18 protein-coding genes are annotated in these 15,473 nt (G+C 52.8%); all 18 read left to right on the top strand.

What is annotated here, in order from left to right; genetic code table 11:
• Positions 1-10: 10 nt before the first annotated feature.
• The gene (locus tag PACILC2_RS20180; protein ID WP_062493306.1) at positions 11-241 is read left to right on the top strand and encodes a DUF2273 domain-containing protein; all 231 of its coding nucleotides are present in this window, start codon (positions 11-13) and stop codon (positions 239-241) included.
• Between the two features lie 159 nt (positions 242-400).
• Positions 401-850 carry a transcription antitermination factor NusB gene (nusB, locus tag PACILC2_RS20175; protein WP_062493305.1) on the top strand — a complete coding sequence of 150 codons (450 nt, stop codon included), beginning with the start codon at positions 401-403 and terminating at the stop codon, positions 848-850.
• Between the two features lie 57 nt (positions 851-907).
• A complete protein-coding gene (gene folD, locus PACILC2_RS20170) occupies positions 908-1,759 on the top strand; it encodes a bifunctional methylenetetrahydrofolate dehydrogenase/methenyltetrahydrofolate cyclohydrolase FolD (RefSeq protein WP_213530448.1) in 852 nt (283 codons plus the stop codon).
• A gap of 30 nt (positions 1,760-1,789) precedes the next feature.
• Positions 1,790-3,163, top strand: a complete 1,374-nt coding sequence (gene xseA / locus PACILC2_RS20165) for an exodeoxyribonuclease VII large subunit (protein ID WP_213530467.1) — start codon at positions 1,790-1,792, stop codon at positions 3,161-3,163.
• A complete protein-coding gene (xseB, locus tag PACILC2_RS20160) occupies positions 3,144-3,404 on the top strand; it encodes an exodeoxyribonuclease VII small subunit (RefSeq protein WP_062493303.1) in 261 nt (86 codons plus the stop codon). The genes xseA and xseB overlap by 20 nt, the downstream gene beginning before the upstream one ends.
• Positions 3,388-4,326: a polyprenyl synthetase family protein gene (locus tag PACILC2_RS20155; protein ID WP_213530465.1), complete on the top strand. Its 939-nt coding sequence runs from the start codon at positions 3,388-3,390 to the stop codon at positions 4,324-4,326. Before xseB ends, PACILC2_RS20155 begins: the two co-directional genes overlap by 17 nt.
• A gap of 123 nt (positions 4,327-4,449) precedes the next feature.
• On the top strand, positions 4,450-6,348 hold the full coding sequence (gene dxs, locus PACILC2_RS20150) for a 1-deoxy-D-xylulose-5-phosphate synthase (RefSeq protein WP_213530446.1): 1,899 nt from the start codon (positions 4,450-4,452) through the stop codon (positions 6,346-6,348).
• Positions 6,345-7,181, top strand: coding sequence for a TlyA family RNA methyltransferase (locus tag PACILC2_RS20145; protein ID WP_213530444.1), 837 nt, complete (start codon positions 6,345-6,347; stop codon positions 7,179-7,181). The genes dxs and PACILC2_RS20145 overlap by 4 nt, the downstream gene beginning before the upstream one ends.
• Before the next feature lie 283 nt (positions 7,182-7,464).
• Entirely contained in the window at positions 7,465-7,923 is a 459-nt protein-coding gene (locus tag PACILC2_RS20140; protein ID WP_062493298.1) for a hypothetical protein, read from the top strand.
• 20 nt (positions 7,924-7,943) lie between these two features.
• A complete protein-coding gene (gene ahrC, locus PACILC2_RS20135) occupies positions 7,944-8,396 on the top strand; it encodes a transcriptional regulator AhrC/ArgR (RefSeq protein ID WP_062493297.1) in 453 nt (150 codons plus the stop codon).
• 39 nt (positions 8,397-8,435) lie between these two features.
• A complete protein-coding gene (locus PACILC2_RS20130; RefSeq protein ID WP_307860663.1) occupies positions 8,436-9,731 on the top strand; it encodes a DNA repair protein RecN in 1,296 nt (431 codons plus the stop codon).
• 524 nt (positions 9,732-10,255) lie between these two features.
• Entirely contained in the window at positions 10,256-11,575 is a 1,320-nt protein-coding gene (gene spoIVB, locus PACILC2_RS20125; protein ID WP_213530442.1) for a SpoIVB peptidase, read from the top strand.
• Positions 11,576-11,800: 225 nt separating this feature from the next.
• Positions 11,801-12,610, top strand: a complete 810-nt coding sequence (spo0A, locus tag PACILC2_RS20120) for a sporulation transcription factor Spo0A (protein WP_062493294.1) — start codon at positions 11,801-11,803, stop codon at positions 12,608-12,610.
• A gap of 163 nt (positions 12,611-12,773) precedes the next feature.
• Positions 12,774-13,748: a tyrosine-type recombinase/integrase gene (locus tag PACILC2_RS20115; protein WP_213530440.1), complete on the top strand. Its 975-nt coding sequence runs from the start codon at positions 12,774-12,776 to the stop codon at positions 13,746-13,748.
• Between the two features lie 14 nt (positions 13,749-13,762).
• A complete protein-coding gene (locus tag PACILC2_RS20110) occupies positions 13,763-13,966 on the top strand; it encodes a hypothetical protein (RefSeq protein ID WP_213530438.1) in 204 nt (67 codons plus the stop codon).
• 57 nt (positions 13,967-14,023) lie between these two features.
• Positions 14,024-14,680: a helix-turn-helix domain-containing protein gene (locus PACILC2_RS20105; protein ID WP_213530436.1), complete on the top strand. Its 657-nt coding sequence runs from the start codon at positions 14,024-14,026 to the stop codon at positions 14,678-14,680.
• Positions 14,681-14,726: 46 nt separating this feature from the next.
• A complete protein-coding gene (locus PACILC2_RS20100) occupies positions 14,727-15,011 on the top strand; it encodes a hypothetical protein (RefSeq protein ID WP_213530434.1) in 285 nt (94 codons plus the stop codon).
• Positions 15,012-15,066: 55 nt separating this feature from the next.
• Positions 15,067-15,390 (top strand): hypothetical protein, encoded by a 324-nt coding sequence (locus tag PACILC2_RS20095; RefSeq protein WP_213530432.1) that lies wholly within the window; start codon positions 15,067-15,069, stop codon positions 15,388-15,390.
• The last annotated feature ends 83 nt before the right edge of the window (positions 15,391-15,473 follow it).

The following is a 15,473-nucleotide window of genomic DNA, read 5'->3' as shown; positions in this document are numbered from 1 at the left end:
TGATGGGCCCATGTGGAAGGAATGGTGGTCATCCGGCAGCGGACGCATCATCGGCGTCACGGCAGGGATCTTTTTCGGGTTTTTGTATTTGTTCGTAGGTTTTTGGGACATGCTGTTTTTTGCGCTGCTCGTCTTTATCGGATATGTTGTGGGCAAACAGAAGGATACGGACAGCGGACCGCTTCTTCCGTGGCGGCGGTTAAGCGAATGGGTCATGGACAGGTGGCGCCCGTTCAGATAATCCTGTGGTCTCCTCCGTACTCCGGACGCCGGAATGCCGGCATTTTTCGGGGCAGGGAGGAGATCATAGGTTTTTTTAGGGATGTCGTTCAGCAGCAAAAGATTAAGTAGAAGCGTCGTTCTATAGTTCCTATAGCCCAGACGACGATCAGGAGGTTCCATGAAACGTAGGTTAGCACGCGAAATTGCGGTACAAAGCCTGTACCAGATGGAAATGAACGAAGTGTCCGGCGCGGAAGCGGTCGATATGCTTATGGAAGAAATGCGCGAAGAGAACGAGATCGGCGCGGATCCGGCGGAAGCGGACAAAACGGAAGCGTTCGCGCGGGAGCTTGTGGCCGGCGTGTTTGAGCGGAAAGCCGCGATTGACCGTCTTCTTCAGGAGGCGCTGACCGGCTGGCAAGTGGACAGGCTGTCCCGCGTCGACCGCCAGATTTTGAGGCTGGCATGTTATGAGATGGTGTTTCGCGACGATGTTCCGCCCAAGGCGGCGATCAACGAGGCGATCGAACTGGCCAAACATTTCGGAACGGACGAGTCGGGGAAATTCGTCAACGGCGTGCTTGGCCGATTGATCCAAAGCTTGGACCGTTATCGGAACGAACGATAGCCAAAGGCTTATTCGCCCGCAGCGGATTGCGGAAGGCAAGGAAAGGAGAAAATGAAAATGAGCGCGCAGCGTATTGATGGGAAACAAATCTCGGAAAGTATACGGAAGGAGCTCGCCCGTGAGGCCGAACAGCTAAAATCGCAAGGCATCGTGCCGGGCCTCGCGGTCGTGCTGGTCGGTGAAGATCCGGCATCGAAAGTGTATGTCGGCAGCAAAGAGAAGGCATGCCACCAGCTCGGCTTCTATTCGGAAGTTCATCGGCTGCCCGAATCGACCACGCAGGAAGAGCTGCTGGCGCTGATCGACCGGCTCAATGCGCAGCCGACGGTTCACGGCATATTGGTGCAGCTGCCGTTGCCGCGCCATATTGACGAGAAGGCGGTCATTGACGCGATTGCGCCCGAGAAGGATGTGGACGGCTTCCATCCGATCAGCGTCGGCAATCTCGTCATCGGCGACGACAGCCTGCTGCCGTGCACGCCCGCCGGCGTAATCGAGCTGATCAAGCGCAGCGGCGTCGAAATTGCCGGGAAGCACGCGGTCGTTATCGGCCGCAGCAACATTGTCGGCAAGCCGGTCGCCATGCTTCTGCTCCGCGAGAATGCGACCGTAACGATCTGTCATTCGCGGACGGCCGATTTGCCGGCGATTGCGCGGCAGGCCGATATTCTCGTCGTGGCGATCGGACGCCCGAAGGCGATTCGGAGAGATTGCGTCAAGCCGGGCGCCGTCGTCATCGACGTCGGCGTGAACCGGCTCCCGGACGGCAAGCTGGCCGGCGATGTCGATTACGACGATTGTCTCGACGTCGCCGGGGCCATAACGCCCGTACCCGGAGGCGTGGGACCGATGACGATTACGATGCTGATGAAAAATACGCTCGAAGCGGCCAAGCGGATCGGCCGGTAGCGGCGTCCGGAAATGGAGGGAGTGACGCCGATGGCGGAGCAGCCCCGCATCTATTCCATCAAGGAAATCAACCGCTATATCGGAATTAAGCTGGAGTCCGACAATTTGCTGAACGATGTCTGGCTAAGGGGCGAAATTTCGAATTTCACCCACCATTCCAGCGGACATATGTATTTTACGCTAAAGGACAAGGACAGCCGGCTGAAATGCATCATGTTCGCCTCTCACAACAGACGGCTGCCGTTTATTCCCCGCGAAGGGACGAAAGTTATCGCGCGCGGCAACGTGTCGGTGTATGAGCGCGACGGCACTTATCAATTTTATGCGACCCAGATGCAGCCCGACGGCATCGGCAGCCTGTATCTGGCCTTCGAGCAGCTGAAGAAGCGGCTCGAAGCGGAAGGATTGTTTCACCCGGCGCGGAAGCGTCCGATTCCCCGTTTTCCGAAGGCGGTCGGCGTCATCACGTCGGCCACCGGGGCGGCCGTCCGGGACATTCTGATTACGCTCGGACGCAGGCATCCGTCGGTGCCGGTCGTCCTGTATCCGGCGATCGTACAGGGCCGCCAGGCGGCGCCGGACATCGTCCGCGCGATCGAAACGATGAACCGCTACGGCGAAGTGGACGTACTGATCGTAGGGCGCGGCGGCGGATCGCTCGAAGAGCTGTGGGCGTTCAATGAGGAATCGGTCGCCCGCAGCATCGCCGCTTCGAAAATTCCGGTCATTTCCGCCGTCGGACATGAGACCGATTTCACCATCGCCGACTTCGTCGCGGATCTCCGCGCGCCGACGCCGACCGCCGCCGCGGAGCTGGCCGTTCCTCATGTGGAAGAACTGAAGGCACAGCTCGAGCAGCTTCGCCAGCGATTGCGGCAGGCGCTTAGGATGTCGCTGCGGAGCAAGCGGGAAAGACTGCTGCGGGTGAGACGATCGCCGTTCTTCCTTCATCCGCGCAAATATTTGCTGGAGCAAGCGGAACGGCTCGACCGTCTGACGGACAAGCTGACGCTGCGTACGACGCGGCTTGTCGAACGGCAGCGCGAGCGGCTTACCCGGCTGGAGACGGCGCTCGCTGTCCGCCATCCCGGCCAGCGGGCGGCGCTTGCGGCGAGCCGGCGGACGGAGATGTCGAGAAGGCTGGAGCAGGCGATGCAAGCGCTGCTGCGCAGCAAGCGGGTGCAGCTGGCCGGAACGGTCCGGCACCTGGACGCTCTCAGTCCTCTGAAGGTGATGTCCCGCGGATACAGCCTCGTCTACGACGAGCGGGAGCGAACGCTGATCAAATCGATCCGCCAGGTTCAGCCGGGCGATATGGTGAAGGTGAAGCTTGCCGACGGTCATTTGGACTGCCATGTATGGGGAATGGGAGGAGAGTTGCCGGATGGAGACGGAGAACAATAAAGGGCAAGAACTGACATTCGAACAAGCGATGGAGCGGCTCGAAGCGATTGTGGAGCGTCTGGAAAATGGCGACGTTCCGCTCGAGACCGCCATCGATTTGTTTCAGGAAGGAATGCGGCTTTCGCAGCTGTGCGGAGGCAAGCTGGAGCAGGTCGAGCGTAAGATCGAAATGTTGATTGAAACGGAGCAAGGTTTCGTCAAGAAGCCGTTCGTTCCGGTGAATGATGACAAAGGGGATTGAAAGGTTGAAGGAGCAGCATAAACCGTTGCAGCAATATTTGGCGGAACAGGCTGGACGCATTGAAGATGCGCTGAAAACGGCGATTCCGGCAAATTGGGACGTACCGGACAAACTGAAAGACGCGATGATGTATTCGATCGAAGCCGGAGGCAAGCGGTTGCGTCCGGTTTTGGTGTTGGCCGCGGCCGAAGCGGTGAAAGGCGATGCGCAAGCTTCGGCGTGCGCGCTGCCTGTTGCCTGCGCGGTCGAAATGGTCCATACTTATTCGCTCGTGCATGACGATTTGCCGGCGATGGATAACGACGATTACCGCCGCGGCAAGCTGACCAATCATAAAGTATTCGGGGAAGCGATGGCCATTCTGGCCGGCGACGGCTTGCTGACGCACGCTTTTTACGTAGCGGCTCAGGCGACTCGCCAGCATGGCGTACCGGCGGAAACGACGCTCGCCGTTATCGAAGATTTGGCCCGGCTGGCCGGCTTACCCGGCATGGTCGGCGGTCAGGCCGCAGACGTTCTGGGCGAGCAGGGCGTCACGTCGGCGGAGGAACTCCGAAGCATCCATCTGCGCAAAACGAGCGCGCTGATCTCGTTCTCGCTTGTCGCCGGAGGCAGAATCGGCGGCGCGGACGATAGGCAGCTCGACGCTCTTTCCCTGTTCGGGCGCAACATCGGACTTGCCTTCCAGATTCAGGACGATATTCTCGATCTGATCGGCGATGAGCAGAAGCTGGGGAAAAAAGTGCAGAGCGACCTCAGGCAGAACAAGGTGACGTACCCGTACTTGCTCGGCATGGATGAAAGCCGCAAGGAAATGGCCCGGCTGACCGCGGAAGCGAAGGAAGCGCTGGCCCGGGCCGGACTGGCCGATCCCGGACGTCTGCTGGAAATTGCCGATTATTTGATGGGACGCGACCGGTAAGCAAGACGCGGGCCGAAAAATACGGACGTTTGGGATACGCTGCATGCGTATGATATAATATGGGAAGTATTTTAGACGTAATGGACGGCGGCCAGCCGCGGTCACGAAAGCGAGGAAGGTAATGTGCTGCTTGATAGGATCAACGAACCTCAAGACCTGAAAGCCTTGTCTGTAGCCGAACTGGAACAGCTAGCCGGTGAGATCCGTCATTTCCTCATTGAGAAGCTTTCCGTTACGGGTGGCCATCTGGCTCCTAACCTTGGCGTTGTGGAACTGACCTTAGCCTTGCATTATTTGTATGACAGCCCGGCGGACAAATTGATATTCGATGTCGGGCACCAATCTTACGTGCATAAAATTTTGACCGGACGCAAGGATAAATTCAATACGCTGCGCCAGTACAAAGGGTTGTGCGGCTTTGTCAAACGGGCCGAAAGCGAGCATGATGTCTGGGAAGCGGGGCATAGCAGCACATCGTTGTCGGCCGCCATGGGGATGGCGATGGCCCGCGATTTGAAAGGCGACAAGAACAAGGTCATAGCGGTCATCGGCGACGGCGCCCTGACCGGAGGAATGGCGCTGGAGGCGCTGAACCATATCGGCCACGAGAAGCCGAACCTGATCGTGATTTTGAACGATAACGAGATGTCGATCGCGCCGAATGTCGGGGCCCTGCACCATTATTTGAGCAGGATCCGGACCGACCGCCATTATCAGAAGGCGAAGGATGAGCTGCAAAATCTGCTGAACAAAATTCCGGCGATCGGCGGCAAGCTGGCGAAGACGGCGGAACGGTTCAAAGACAGCCTGAAATATTTGCTCGTCAGCGGCATTTTGTTCGAGCAATTGGGGCTGACGTACTTCGGACCGGTCGACGGTCACGACATCGAACAATTGATCGACATCCTCAAGCAGGCCGGATCGATTCAAGGTCCCGTGCTCATTCATGTCGTCACCGTCAAAGGCAAAGGTTATTCGCCGGCCGAAGCCGATTCCTTCAAGTGGCACGGGATTACGCCGTACAAGATCGAATCGGGCCAGGTGCTGAAGGCGGTCGGACCGCCGATGTATACGGAAGTGTTCGGTCAGACGCTGATCGAGCTGGCGGAGCGGGACGATCGAATCGTGGCGATAACGCCGGCGATGCCGGGCGGATCGGGGCTGCTCGAATTTGCCAAACGGTTCCCCGGACGCATGATCGACGTCGGCATTGCGGAACAGCATGCGGCCACGATGTCCGCCGCGCTGGCGATGGAAGGGATGAAGCCGGTTTTCGCCGTCTATTCCACTTTCCTTCAACGGGCTTACGACCAGGTGGTGCACGATATTTGCCGGCAAAATCTGAACGTCATTTTCGCCATCGACCGAGCCGGCTTCGTCGGTCCTGACGGAGAGACGCATCAGGGCGTTTACGATATCGCCTTTCTCCGCCATATTCCGAATATGGTGCTGATGATGCCGAAGGACGAGAACGAGCTGCGCAACATGATGAAGACAGCTGTCGAATATAACGACGGCCCGATCGCGATCCGGTATCCGCGGATCAACGCCGTCGGCGTGCCGGTGGAACCGGAGATGCGGACAATACCGATCGGCACGTGGGAGACGGTCCGCGAAGGCGATTCGGCGGTCATCGTCGCCATCGGACCGATGATTGCGGTCGCCGAGGAAGCGGCGGATCTGCTGAAGCGCGAAGGATTGAATGTGCGAATCGTCAATGCGCGGTTCATCAAACCGCTGGACGGCAAGATGCTGATGCGGTTGGCGGACGAAGGATTGCCGATCGTCGTCATGGAAGAAAGCTCGGAGCTTGGCGGCCTTGGCAGCGCGATTATGGAGTATTATGCGCTTCAGGGAAGGGACGGCGTGACGATTCGTCTTATGGGCGTTCCCGATCGCTTCATCGAGCACGGTTCCATCAAGGAGCAGCGCATTGAGGCGGGATTGACGGCCGAACGTTGCGCGGCGACGGTGGCCGGCATGCTTCGCCAGAACCGGAAGTGGGCGACCGGGCAGCGATGAGCGCATCGAAAGAACGGATTGACGTGCTCCTTGTGGAGCGCGGTTATTACGAAAGCCGGGAGAAGGCGAAAGCGGCGCTGATGGCGGGGCTCGTGCTCGTAAATGGCGAACGGATCGAGAAGGGCGGGACGAAGGTGCCGCGATCGGCCGCCATTCAGGTGAAAGGGGCGCCGCATCCATATGTCAGCCGCGGCGGTCTCAAGCTGGAGAAAGCGATCCGGACATTCGGCATATCGCTGGCGGGGCGCGTCATGATCGATATCGGCGCGTCGACCGGCGGCTTTACCGACTGCGCCCTGCAGCACGGGGCCGCGCTCGTATATGCCGTCGATGTCGGCTACAACCAGCTTGACTGGTCGCTTCGGCAGCATCCGCAAGTGCGCGTCATGGAGCGGACCAATTTCCGTTATATGCAGCCGGGCGATCTGGACGGTCCCGCCCCGGACGTCGCTTCCATAGACGTTTCGTTTATATCGTTGAAGCTGATTTTACCGGCATTGGCCGGATTGATTAAGCCTGGGGGAACCGTAGTCGCGCTTATTAAACCGCAATTCGAAGCCGGACGGGAAAGAGTCGGGAAGCAGGGCGTAGTGCGCGATCCTGCCGTGCATGAGGAAGTGATTGCGGGCGTCGCCGGATTCGCGGCGGAGAAGGGATTCGCCCTTCGCGGACTTACCTATTCGCCCATTACGGGAGGCGAGGGCAATATCGAGTTTCTCGCGTACTGGACATTCGAGGGCGAACCGCAAAGCTTGCCCGATTCGGCGAATGAGATCCGTTCGCTTGTCAGCGAAGCGGCGCATGCGTTCAGTCCGGGCAAATCGACAGGTTAAATATTTACGATTATCCGCTGCATGGCCTCCGAGGAGGGGACAGGGCAGCTTTTCTTTTTGTATGGTTAAACTTGGACGAGCACTTTACAGGACGATTCCGTTTTGTTAAACTGAAGGAAACCAAACAAGCGTTCGCCTTTTTGCGATGTTTCGATGACAGAAACGCCGGCTTTCCAGGCGGAGCGAAGACGTTCGCGTATGAAGCGTTCGCTTATGAAAAAAAGGAGATTGTCTCCCGCTTCTCGAACCTAATTAGGCAGAAGCCTTTCAGGGAGGGGTTCGGATGGGAGTGTACGGAGACTGGATTGTGATGGTGCTTGCCGGCGGTCTGATCGCGATCTGGATTTACCGCGGCTTGTATCGATGGCTCCATTCGCCGCCCGCCGCCAGAAGACTGGTGCTGGGGGAAGGCGCCGAGATCCTCGCGGACGACGAGAACGTACAGCTGCTGGAGCGGCACGGTTATCAGGTCATCTCCGGGAAGCACCGCGTTCCGTTGCATATCGAAGTCGACGGGGCGCCGATGGAAAGCCGGCTTTACATTGATTATATAGCCGAGCAGGACGGCAAGACTTATATTGTAAAGACGGCGCGCGACCGGATGCCGATCGACTGGACCGGAAGCGGTTTGCGGGATCGCCTGCTCGTCTATTCGCTGCTTTTGCCGGAATGCGAAGGCGTTTTATATACCGATGCGAAGGAAGGTACGGTCAGAGTTGTAACGTTCGCATGGAACGAATAATGTCGGAACGGGAGGGTGTCATGAAAGGACTAAGGCAAATTAAAATAAGGGAAATTATTACGAATCAGGAGATCGAGACACAGGACGAGCTTGTCGAAGCGCTGCGCGAGTCAGGGCTTCAAGTGACGCAAGCGACCGTTTCGAGAGATATTAAGGAGATGCAACTGATTAAAGTTCCGGCCGGAGACGGGAAGTACAAATATTCGCTACCGCAGGAACAAAAATTCAATCCTGTGCACAAGCTGCGCAGGGCGCTGCTGGATCATTTCGTTCATATCGATAAGACGGACAATCTGATCGTGATGAAATGTTTGCCCGGGACGGCCAACGCCATCGGCGTTCTGATCGACAGCATGGAGTGGCCCGAAGTGATGGGCACGATTTGCGGCGACGATACGATACTGATTATATGCCGTTCCGGGGAACACAGCACAACGATTGTCGACCGGATGCTCGGTCTGCTCAATCCGTAAAGTTAACCGGCAAGCTTGAAAAGGGGAGGAAAACCGATTATGTTGCGCGAATTGTCGATACGGAATCTTGCGGTCATTGAAAACGTTAACGTTTCGTTTCGCAACGGTTTTCATGTCATGACCGGCGAGACGGGAGCCGGGAAATCGATGCTGATCGATGCGCTGTCGCTTGTCGCAGGGGGACGCGGCGGCGCGGATATCGTTCGTCACGGCTGTGACAAGGCGGTCATCGAATGTCAGTTTGACATGCCCGAAGGCCATCCCGTATGGGAAACGATGCGTCATTTCGGGCTCGACGCTTCCCCTGAAGAGCCGATCGTCATTCGCCGGGAAATTACCGCCCACGGCAAAAGCGCATGCCGGGTGAACGGTCAGCTGGTCAATCTCTCCATGCTGAAGGAGATCGGGGAATATCTTATCAATATACACGGCCAGCATGAATATCAATCGCTGCTAAAGACGGAGCGGCATCTGGAATGGCTCGACCTGTACGGCGGCAAGAAGCTTGCGGCTCAGAAGCAGGCTTACCGCAACGTTTATCAACAATACGTCGGCGTGCGCGCCGCCTTGAAGCAATTGGAAGCATCGACTCGGCAAAATATGCGCATGATGGACTTATACCGATTCCAAATCGAGGAGATCGAAACCGCCAATCCGGTCGTCGGAGAAGATGAAAGTCTGGCTGAAGAAAAGCGGAAGCTCGCGCATGCGGAGAAGCGGAAACTCAGCGCGGAAGCGGCGTATGATGCCATCATGTCCGGTGGGCTTGACGCGATCGGCGATGCGATTGCCAAGCTGGAATCGATCCGCACTTATGATCCCAATATCGTCGGTCCGCTGCTCGATCAGCTTCAGACCGCTTATTATCAGGCGGAAGACGCTGCATTCCAATTGCGGGATTACAAAGACGGCATCGAGTCGGACGCCGAGCGTCTCGCTTACATCGATGACAGACTCAATCTGATATCCGGCTTGAAACGAAAATACGGCGATTCGATACCGGACATCCTGGCTTACCTGGATAAAATTCGAAACGAACTGGATCAAATTGAAAACCGGGAAGAGCATTTGGACAAGCTTGTCAAGCAGGAAGCGATGCTTTATGAAGAAGCCGTCAAGCTCGGACGTAAGCTGAGCGAGATGCGCTCGGCCGCGGCGACAAGCTCTCTTCCGCGGTCGAACAAGAGCTCAAGCAGCTGCAGATGGGCAAAACGATGTTTGTGGCGAAGCTCGAGCAGACGGTATCGGACGAACGTCCGCAGCTCGGGCCGAATGGGCTGGACGAAGCGGTCTTTCTCATTGCGCCGAATCCGGGGCAACCGCTCAAACCGCTGAACAAAATCGCTTCCGGCGGGGAGATGTCCCGCATTATGCTGGCATTGAAGAGCATCTTCGCAGAGATCGACCGCGTGCCGGTGCTCGTTTTCGACGAGGTCGATACAGGCGTTAGCGGGCGCGCCGCACAAGCGATCGCGGAGAAAATGTCCGCGCTCGCGGACCGTTGCCAAGTGTTTGCCATTACCCATTTGCCGCAGGTTGCCTGTATGGCCGACCACCATTACGAAATCATCAAGACGATGAAAGGCGGACAGACGTCCACCTCCGTGCGCCCATTGGCCGGACAGACAAGGGTGGAAGAGCTGGCCCGGATGCTGGGCGGCGTGGAAGTAACCGAAAAAACAAGGCATCACGCACAGGAAATGCTTGATCTGGCGCATCGGCAAAAAGGAGCGTAATCGTAGGCATTAAGGGAATGTTTTTGCCGTCATAAACGTGGGACGAGGGGTACCTTATAGGTACGCCATTGGCGAATAAAGCTTTATCGTCAAGCGAATGGAGGCAGAGGAGCGTGAATTGAATTGAACTCCAATCGTCGGAAACGATGGATGGGTCTTATTCTCGTTCTCTTCGTATGTATGATCGGCACCTCGTCCCCCGTACAGCATTTCGCTGCCTTTCCGGACGAAATCCGTCTGTTTACCGGCCAGATGAAACGTTTGGATTATGGTGTCCCTGTACATGCCGAAGTGACCGCCGATACCGAAACGCTGCGGATTAACGGCAAGTCCGGCAAGCAATCCGTCAATCTGAACGAGCCGTTGTCCGTTCAATCCGACAGCAGCGGCGAAGCCAGATTAATGTTGAAATTATTTGGTAAAATTCCGTTCAAAACCGTGAAGGTCAACGTCGTCCCCGATTTGCGCATCATTCCCGGCGGGCAGACGATCGGTGTCAAAGTGAAATCGGCTGGAATTCTCGTCGTTGGCCATCATCAGGTTCGAACCGGCAATGCCAAAGTATCACCCGGAGAAGACGCCGGAATCAAGTTGGGGGATTTAATCGTCAAAATTAACGGCGCGAATATCCGGGACGTCCATAAGGTCGCCAAGCTGGTGGAAAAGGCGGGACAATCCAGGCATCCGCTGAAAGTAACGTACAAACGCGGCGGCCGTCTGCTCGAGACGGAGATTCGTCCGGCTTACGATACGGATGATCAGGCCTGGAGACTCGGTCTATACATCCGGGATTCTGCGGCGGGAGTCGGCACGCTGACTTTTTATGCGCCCGATCAAGGCGTGTACGGTGCTCTTGGCCATGTCATTACGGACATGGACACGCAAACCCCGATCGAATTAGGGGACGGACAAATTTTGCAATCCCAGGTAACTTCGATCAATAAGAGCCAAAATGGCGAACCGGGCGAGAAGCGGGCAACGATTATTAAGGAAGGCAAAGTGCTCGGCAACATCGAACGGAATACGCCATTCGGAATTTTCGGCAAAATGAAGGAGCTGCCTTCCCACAGCTATTCCAACAAGCCGGTACCGGTCGCCTTTGCGGAAGAGGTTCAGGAAGGGCCGGCCGAAATTTTAACGGTTGTCAACGGCCAAAAGGTCGAGCGGTTTGATATTGAAATTGTACATGTAAGCAAACAAACGTCCCCGGCAACCAAAGGCATGGTCATCAAAATGACGGACAAACGATTGCTCGATAAAACCGGAGGCATCGTTCAGGGAATGTCCGGCAGCCCGATATTGCAAAACGGAAAAATGGTCGGAGCCGTTACCCATGTGTTCGTCAACGACCCGGCTTCGGGCTACGGTTGCTTCATCGAATGGATGCTTCAGGATGCAGGTATTCTGCTCAAATCCCCGAGCAAAAATCTTAAGGCGGCTTAATGCCCCTTAGGATTTTTGCCCCACGTTTTTGTCGAATGATCCCGGAAAAGATCGGGTAGTGTAATAAATTATTAATTATAGATCATTATCCAAAAAAATCTATAAAAAAATTTTCGACAGAAGGAAATCCACGATCAGATGTCGAATCACAATATTCATGCAACTCAACAAGGGAAGGCGATGAAAGAACTTATCTGAATTTTTATTTAAGGGAGGACCATGACATTGCAAAGAATCGAAGTTTTGTTGGCCGACGACAACCGAGAATTCACGAATCTTTTGAGCGAGTACATCTCGGAACAGCACGATATGGTGGTAACTGGCGTAGCTTATAACGGAGAAGAAGTGCTTCGGGCGCTTGAAGAGTCCCCAAAGGCGCCTGATGTTTTGATATTGGACATCATTATGCCGCATCTTGACGGCTTGGGCGTATTGGAGCGACTTCGCGATATGAATTTGAAGCCTGCGCCGAAAATTATTATGTTGACGGCTTTCGGACAAGAAAACATTACCCAAAAGGCTGTTCAACTTGGTGCCTCTTACTACATACTGAAGCCGTTCGACATGGAAATTTTAGCTAACCGCATCCGTCAACTGGTAGGCAATTCCGCCGTCGTGTCGCCGAACACTTACTCCAGCGTCGTGTCGACCAAATCGAATGTCGTTCCGCTTGCCAAAGGCAAAAACCTGGATGCCAACATTACGAGCATCATTCATGAAATCGGCGTTCCTGCACATATTAAAGGATATCAATATTTGCGCGAAGCGATTACGATGGTGTACAACAATATTGAAATCCTCGGCGCGATTACGAAAACGCTGTATCCCGCCATCGCCGAGAAATTCAAGACGACGCCGTCACGGGTCGAGCGTGCAATTCGGCACGCGATCGAAGTTGCCTGGACGCGCGGCAACATCGACAGCATCAGCCACCTGTTCGGTTATACGATCAACATCAGCAAGTCGAAGCCGACCAATAGCGAGTTCATCGCGATGGTCGCCGACAAGCTGCGGATCGAGCATAAGGTGAGCTAGGCCTTGTAGAACAAGGGATTCCGGAAATGAAAAGCCGACCAATTACCCCAAAATACATCTGGATGAGTTGGTTTAAAGGCGACTAACTTCCTGTCATCAAATCGATAAACGTCACTTATCTATTGGTTGCGAAATTACCAGTAGAGAGGTGGCGTTTTTTTGTATGACAGATTTTGAATTCCAACTAGACAACTTTATGCTCTATTGCACCAGTCGCAATCTTGCGAAAAAGACGCTTGCCAGTTACGAGCAATCCCTTAAACTGTTCGGCCTATATCTTCAAGACACGTTTCAGATTGAAGATGCTCGAAAGGTTCAATCCGGGCACATTCGCCAGTACATTCGCTACTTGCAAGAGCGGGGCAAGTATTCCGTTGTCGTTAATCAAAGCACCAAGAATAAAAATTATCCTGAAAAGCGGACGGATTACGGTCAGCAAATCAGCACAACGACAATAGCGAATTACGTAAGAAATCTAAAAGTTTTTTTCAACTGGTTACACGGTGTCGAGCGTGAAATAACGAAGAACCCGTGTGAAACCATTGAGAATCCTAAAATACACCGCAAGGCGAAGAAAACCTTGACACCCGAAGACATCAGCAAGGTGTTGAAACAGTTTGATGTTTCAAAATTTCATGATTACCGCAACGCAATCATCGTGAAATTGATTCTCGATACGGGTATGCGAATTGGTGAGTGCCTGTCACTGACGCCCGAACATCTGGATTTAAATCATAAGTCGATTCTCCTCACAGATACCAAAAACAAGCATCAACGTTACGTTTACTTTAGCTCGAAAATGTCCGCAGATTTAAAGGCATGGCTCAGGTATCGAGATCGCTACATCACCAGCGCTTATCTGTTCCCGACAACGAGAGGAACACAGCTAGAAGTTCGCAACTTCGAGAAGGCGCTAAGAGATGCTGGGAAGCGTGCAGGCGTTGAAATCCATCCTCACCAACTCCGAAACAACTTTGCCAAGTATTACATTCTGAATGGTGGGGATTGGTTCAGCTTGTGCAAGTTGTTGGGGCATAGTTCAGTCGAGGTTACGCAACAAGCTTATATGGATCTAACAGATCAAGACATCTATCGTCAACACGCTAAATTCTCGCCGCTGGCTCACATGGACATATAAAGGAGGCTGTCACGATGACCAATCTAACCGACCGCGAGATCATCATGCGATTGTCAGAGGAAGACGCCGACATGATGCTGTCGCTTGCAAAACGGCATCTCTCAGCCGTTAAGCAGTTAATTGGACTGATTTCCCCACTCATGGGGAAAGACGCTTTAGAAGACGAAATTAAGGCTTGTCGGCTTGAACGGGAAAGGATATTGGAGAAGTATCGGTAAAGGAAAAAAGTAGTTGCCATATTCAATTTGGCATGTTATACTTTCGATGTTGCCAAATTGAATATGGCAGGTGGTAAAATGATTGGTTTGGAATTTATTTGTAAGGTATACCGAATTGAGTATAAGGATCTCGCATTGTCCATAGGAGTTTCTCCACCATCAATACAAGACTGGTTAAAAGGGAGACGAAAAATTCCAAAAGCAAGAATAGTTCAACTACGTCAGATTTTTAAAAGCGTTCCTGAAGAATATTTTCAGAAGGAACTTACTAAATCAGAAGAATTACATGTTCAGCAAATTTACTTCACAGAAACAGATGAATTTGAAGAAATCGAAATTCCATTTATAGACGATGATGGAGTAGAGCGATGGCATAAAGAAAGATACAGTCAGAATTCGGGGATAATTAATTCGTTAATCGATAAGCGTAAAAATGAATCATTAATTGAAAGAATAAGAGCCTTAATAGACAATGATGAATTTACTGAGAACAACAATCACAAAATGGTTGACAAATATATATCGATCTTAGAAAAGAACAAAAAGGAAGAAATCAATTTTCTGCGTATGGTCTTCTACTATTTTAAAAATAAACATGAATGGGGCTTCGATCCGTTCTTTGCTGCATCGGAAAAGGAAATTAAAATGTATGAAGAATTTAAGGAATTACTGCTTAATTATAAAATTATTGAGCCGGATGAACCCGCTGACTAACAATCAGCGATTCATATAAAACCAAATCGAAAGGGAGAATGAGCAAATGGTAACTATCAATGTGACGATCAACTTCAATCCTGAGGACGAAACTGAGTTTGAAAACATCCTGTACAGCTTTGAGGATTCAAAAGTCGACTTTTTAAAATGGGTACATTTATTATGTGCTGGAACCAAGTGGGAAGCGGCTTTTGTGTTGGCGGACGAATTTATTCGGAACGATAATGACTTAAAGAAATTCATTAATGATTACTATAACGGCAGCGCTAATGCAGACGATATTTTTGATGATCTACAACGTTTTGTTGATGGGGAGTATGTTTTAAATTAGCATTTGACCATTGGGCAACTTTAAGATGTGAAGGTAAAACACAGGAGGGAATCATTTGAAAATCATTGTTTTATGCGAAAAATGCGGTAATGCGGCTGAGATAAAATCAGAAACAGTTGGAAAACTTGCTTATGTCCAAAATCAGTTTAAAAACAGGTTTAGGATTGACAAAAACGATGTTCAAATTGAAACTTCGACTTCGTTAAATTTGAATGAACAATTTATTGATGAACTTTCATCAACTGAAGATGAGGAAGAAGTGTTGGAAGTTCTTGAAGGCCATATGCTAGACAACATTGACTTTGAATCTGAACTAAGCAGCCTTAGAGTTGATTGCCAGAATTGCGGGGACTACATTGTATTTACAGAGATTCACTAAAAAAAGTCATCCTTCTTAAAAGAAATGGACAACAAAAGATATTTTATCGTTAGGTTAAATTATAACACGAAGGGGCTACTACG

This window comes from Paenibacillus cisolokensis (assembly GCF_018403665.1).
Taxonomy (GTDB): domain Bacteria; phylum Bacillota; class Bacilli; order Paenibacillales; family Paenibacillaceae; genus Paenibacillus_AH; species Paenibacillus_AH cisolokensis.
Note: the sequence above shows the minus strand (reverse complement) of the source record. Positions and strands in the feature narration are given on the sequence as shown.

Coding starts and splice junctions, on each gene's coding strand:
- PACILC2_RS20180 (WP_062493306.1), top strand. CDS start 11: ATGTGGAAGGAATGGTGGTCATCCGGCAGCGGACGCATCATCGGCGTC.
- nusB (WP_062493305.1), top strand. CDS start 401: ATGAAACGTAGGTTAGCACGCGAAATTGCGGTACAAAGCCTGTACCAG.
- folD (WP_213530448.1), top strand. CDS start 908: ATGAGCGCGCAGCGTATTGATGGGAAACAAATCTCGGAAAGTATACGG.
- xseA (WP_213530467.1), top strand. CDS start 1,790: ATGGCGGAGCAGCCCCGCATCTATTCCATCAAGGAAATCAACCGCTAT.
- xseB (WP_062493303.1), top strand. CDS start 3,144: ATGGAGACGGAGAACAATAAAGGGCAAGAACTGACATTCGAACAAGCG.
- PACILC2_RS20155 (WP_213530465.1), top strand. CDS start 3,388: ATGACAAAGGGGATTGAAAGGTTGAAGGAGCAGCATAAACCGTTGCAG.
- PACILC2_RS20145 (WP_213530444.1), top strand. CDS start 6,345: ATGAGCGCATCGAAAGAACGGATTGACGTGCTCCTTGTGGAGCGCGGT.
- PACILC2_RS20140 (WP_062493298.1), top strand. CDS start 7,465: ATGGGAGTGTACGGAGACTGGATTGTGATGGTGCTTGCCGGCGGTCTG.
- ahrC (WP_062493297.1), top strand. CDS start 7,944: ATGAAAGGACTAAGGCAAATTAAAATAAGGGAAATTATTACGAATCAG.
- PACILC2_RS20130 (WP_307860663.1), top strand. CDS start 8,436: ATGTTGCGCGAATTGTCGATACGGAATCTTGCGGTCATTGAAAACGTT.
- PACILC2_RS20115 (WP_213530440.1), top strand. CDS start 12,774: ATGACAGATTTTGAATTCCAACTAGACAACTTTATGCTCTATTGCACC.
- PACILC2_RS20110 (WP_213530438.1), top strand. CDS start 13,763: ATGACCAATCTAACCGACCGCGAGATCATCATGCGATTGTCAGAGGAA.
- PACILC2_RS20100 (WP_213530434.1), top strand. CDS start 14,727: ATGGTAACTATCAATGTGACGATCAACTTCAATCCTGAGGACGAAACT.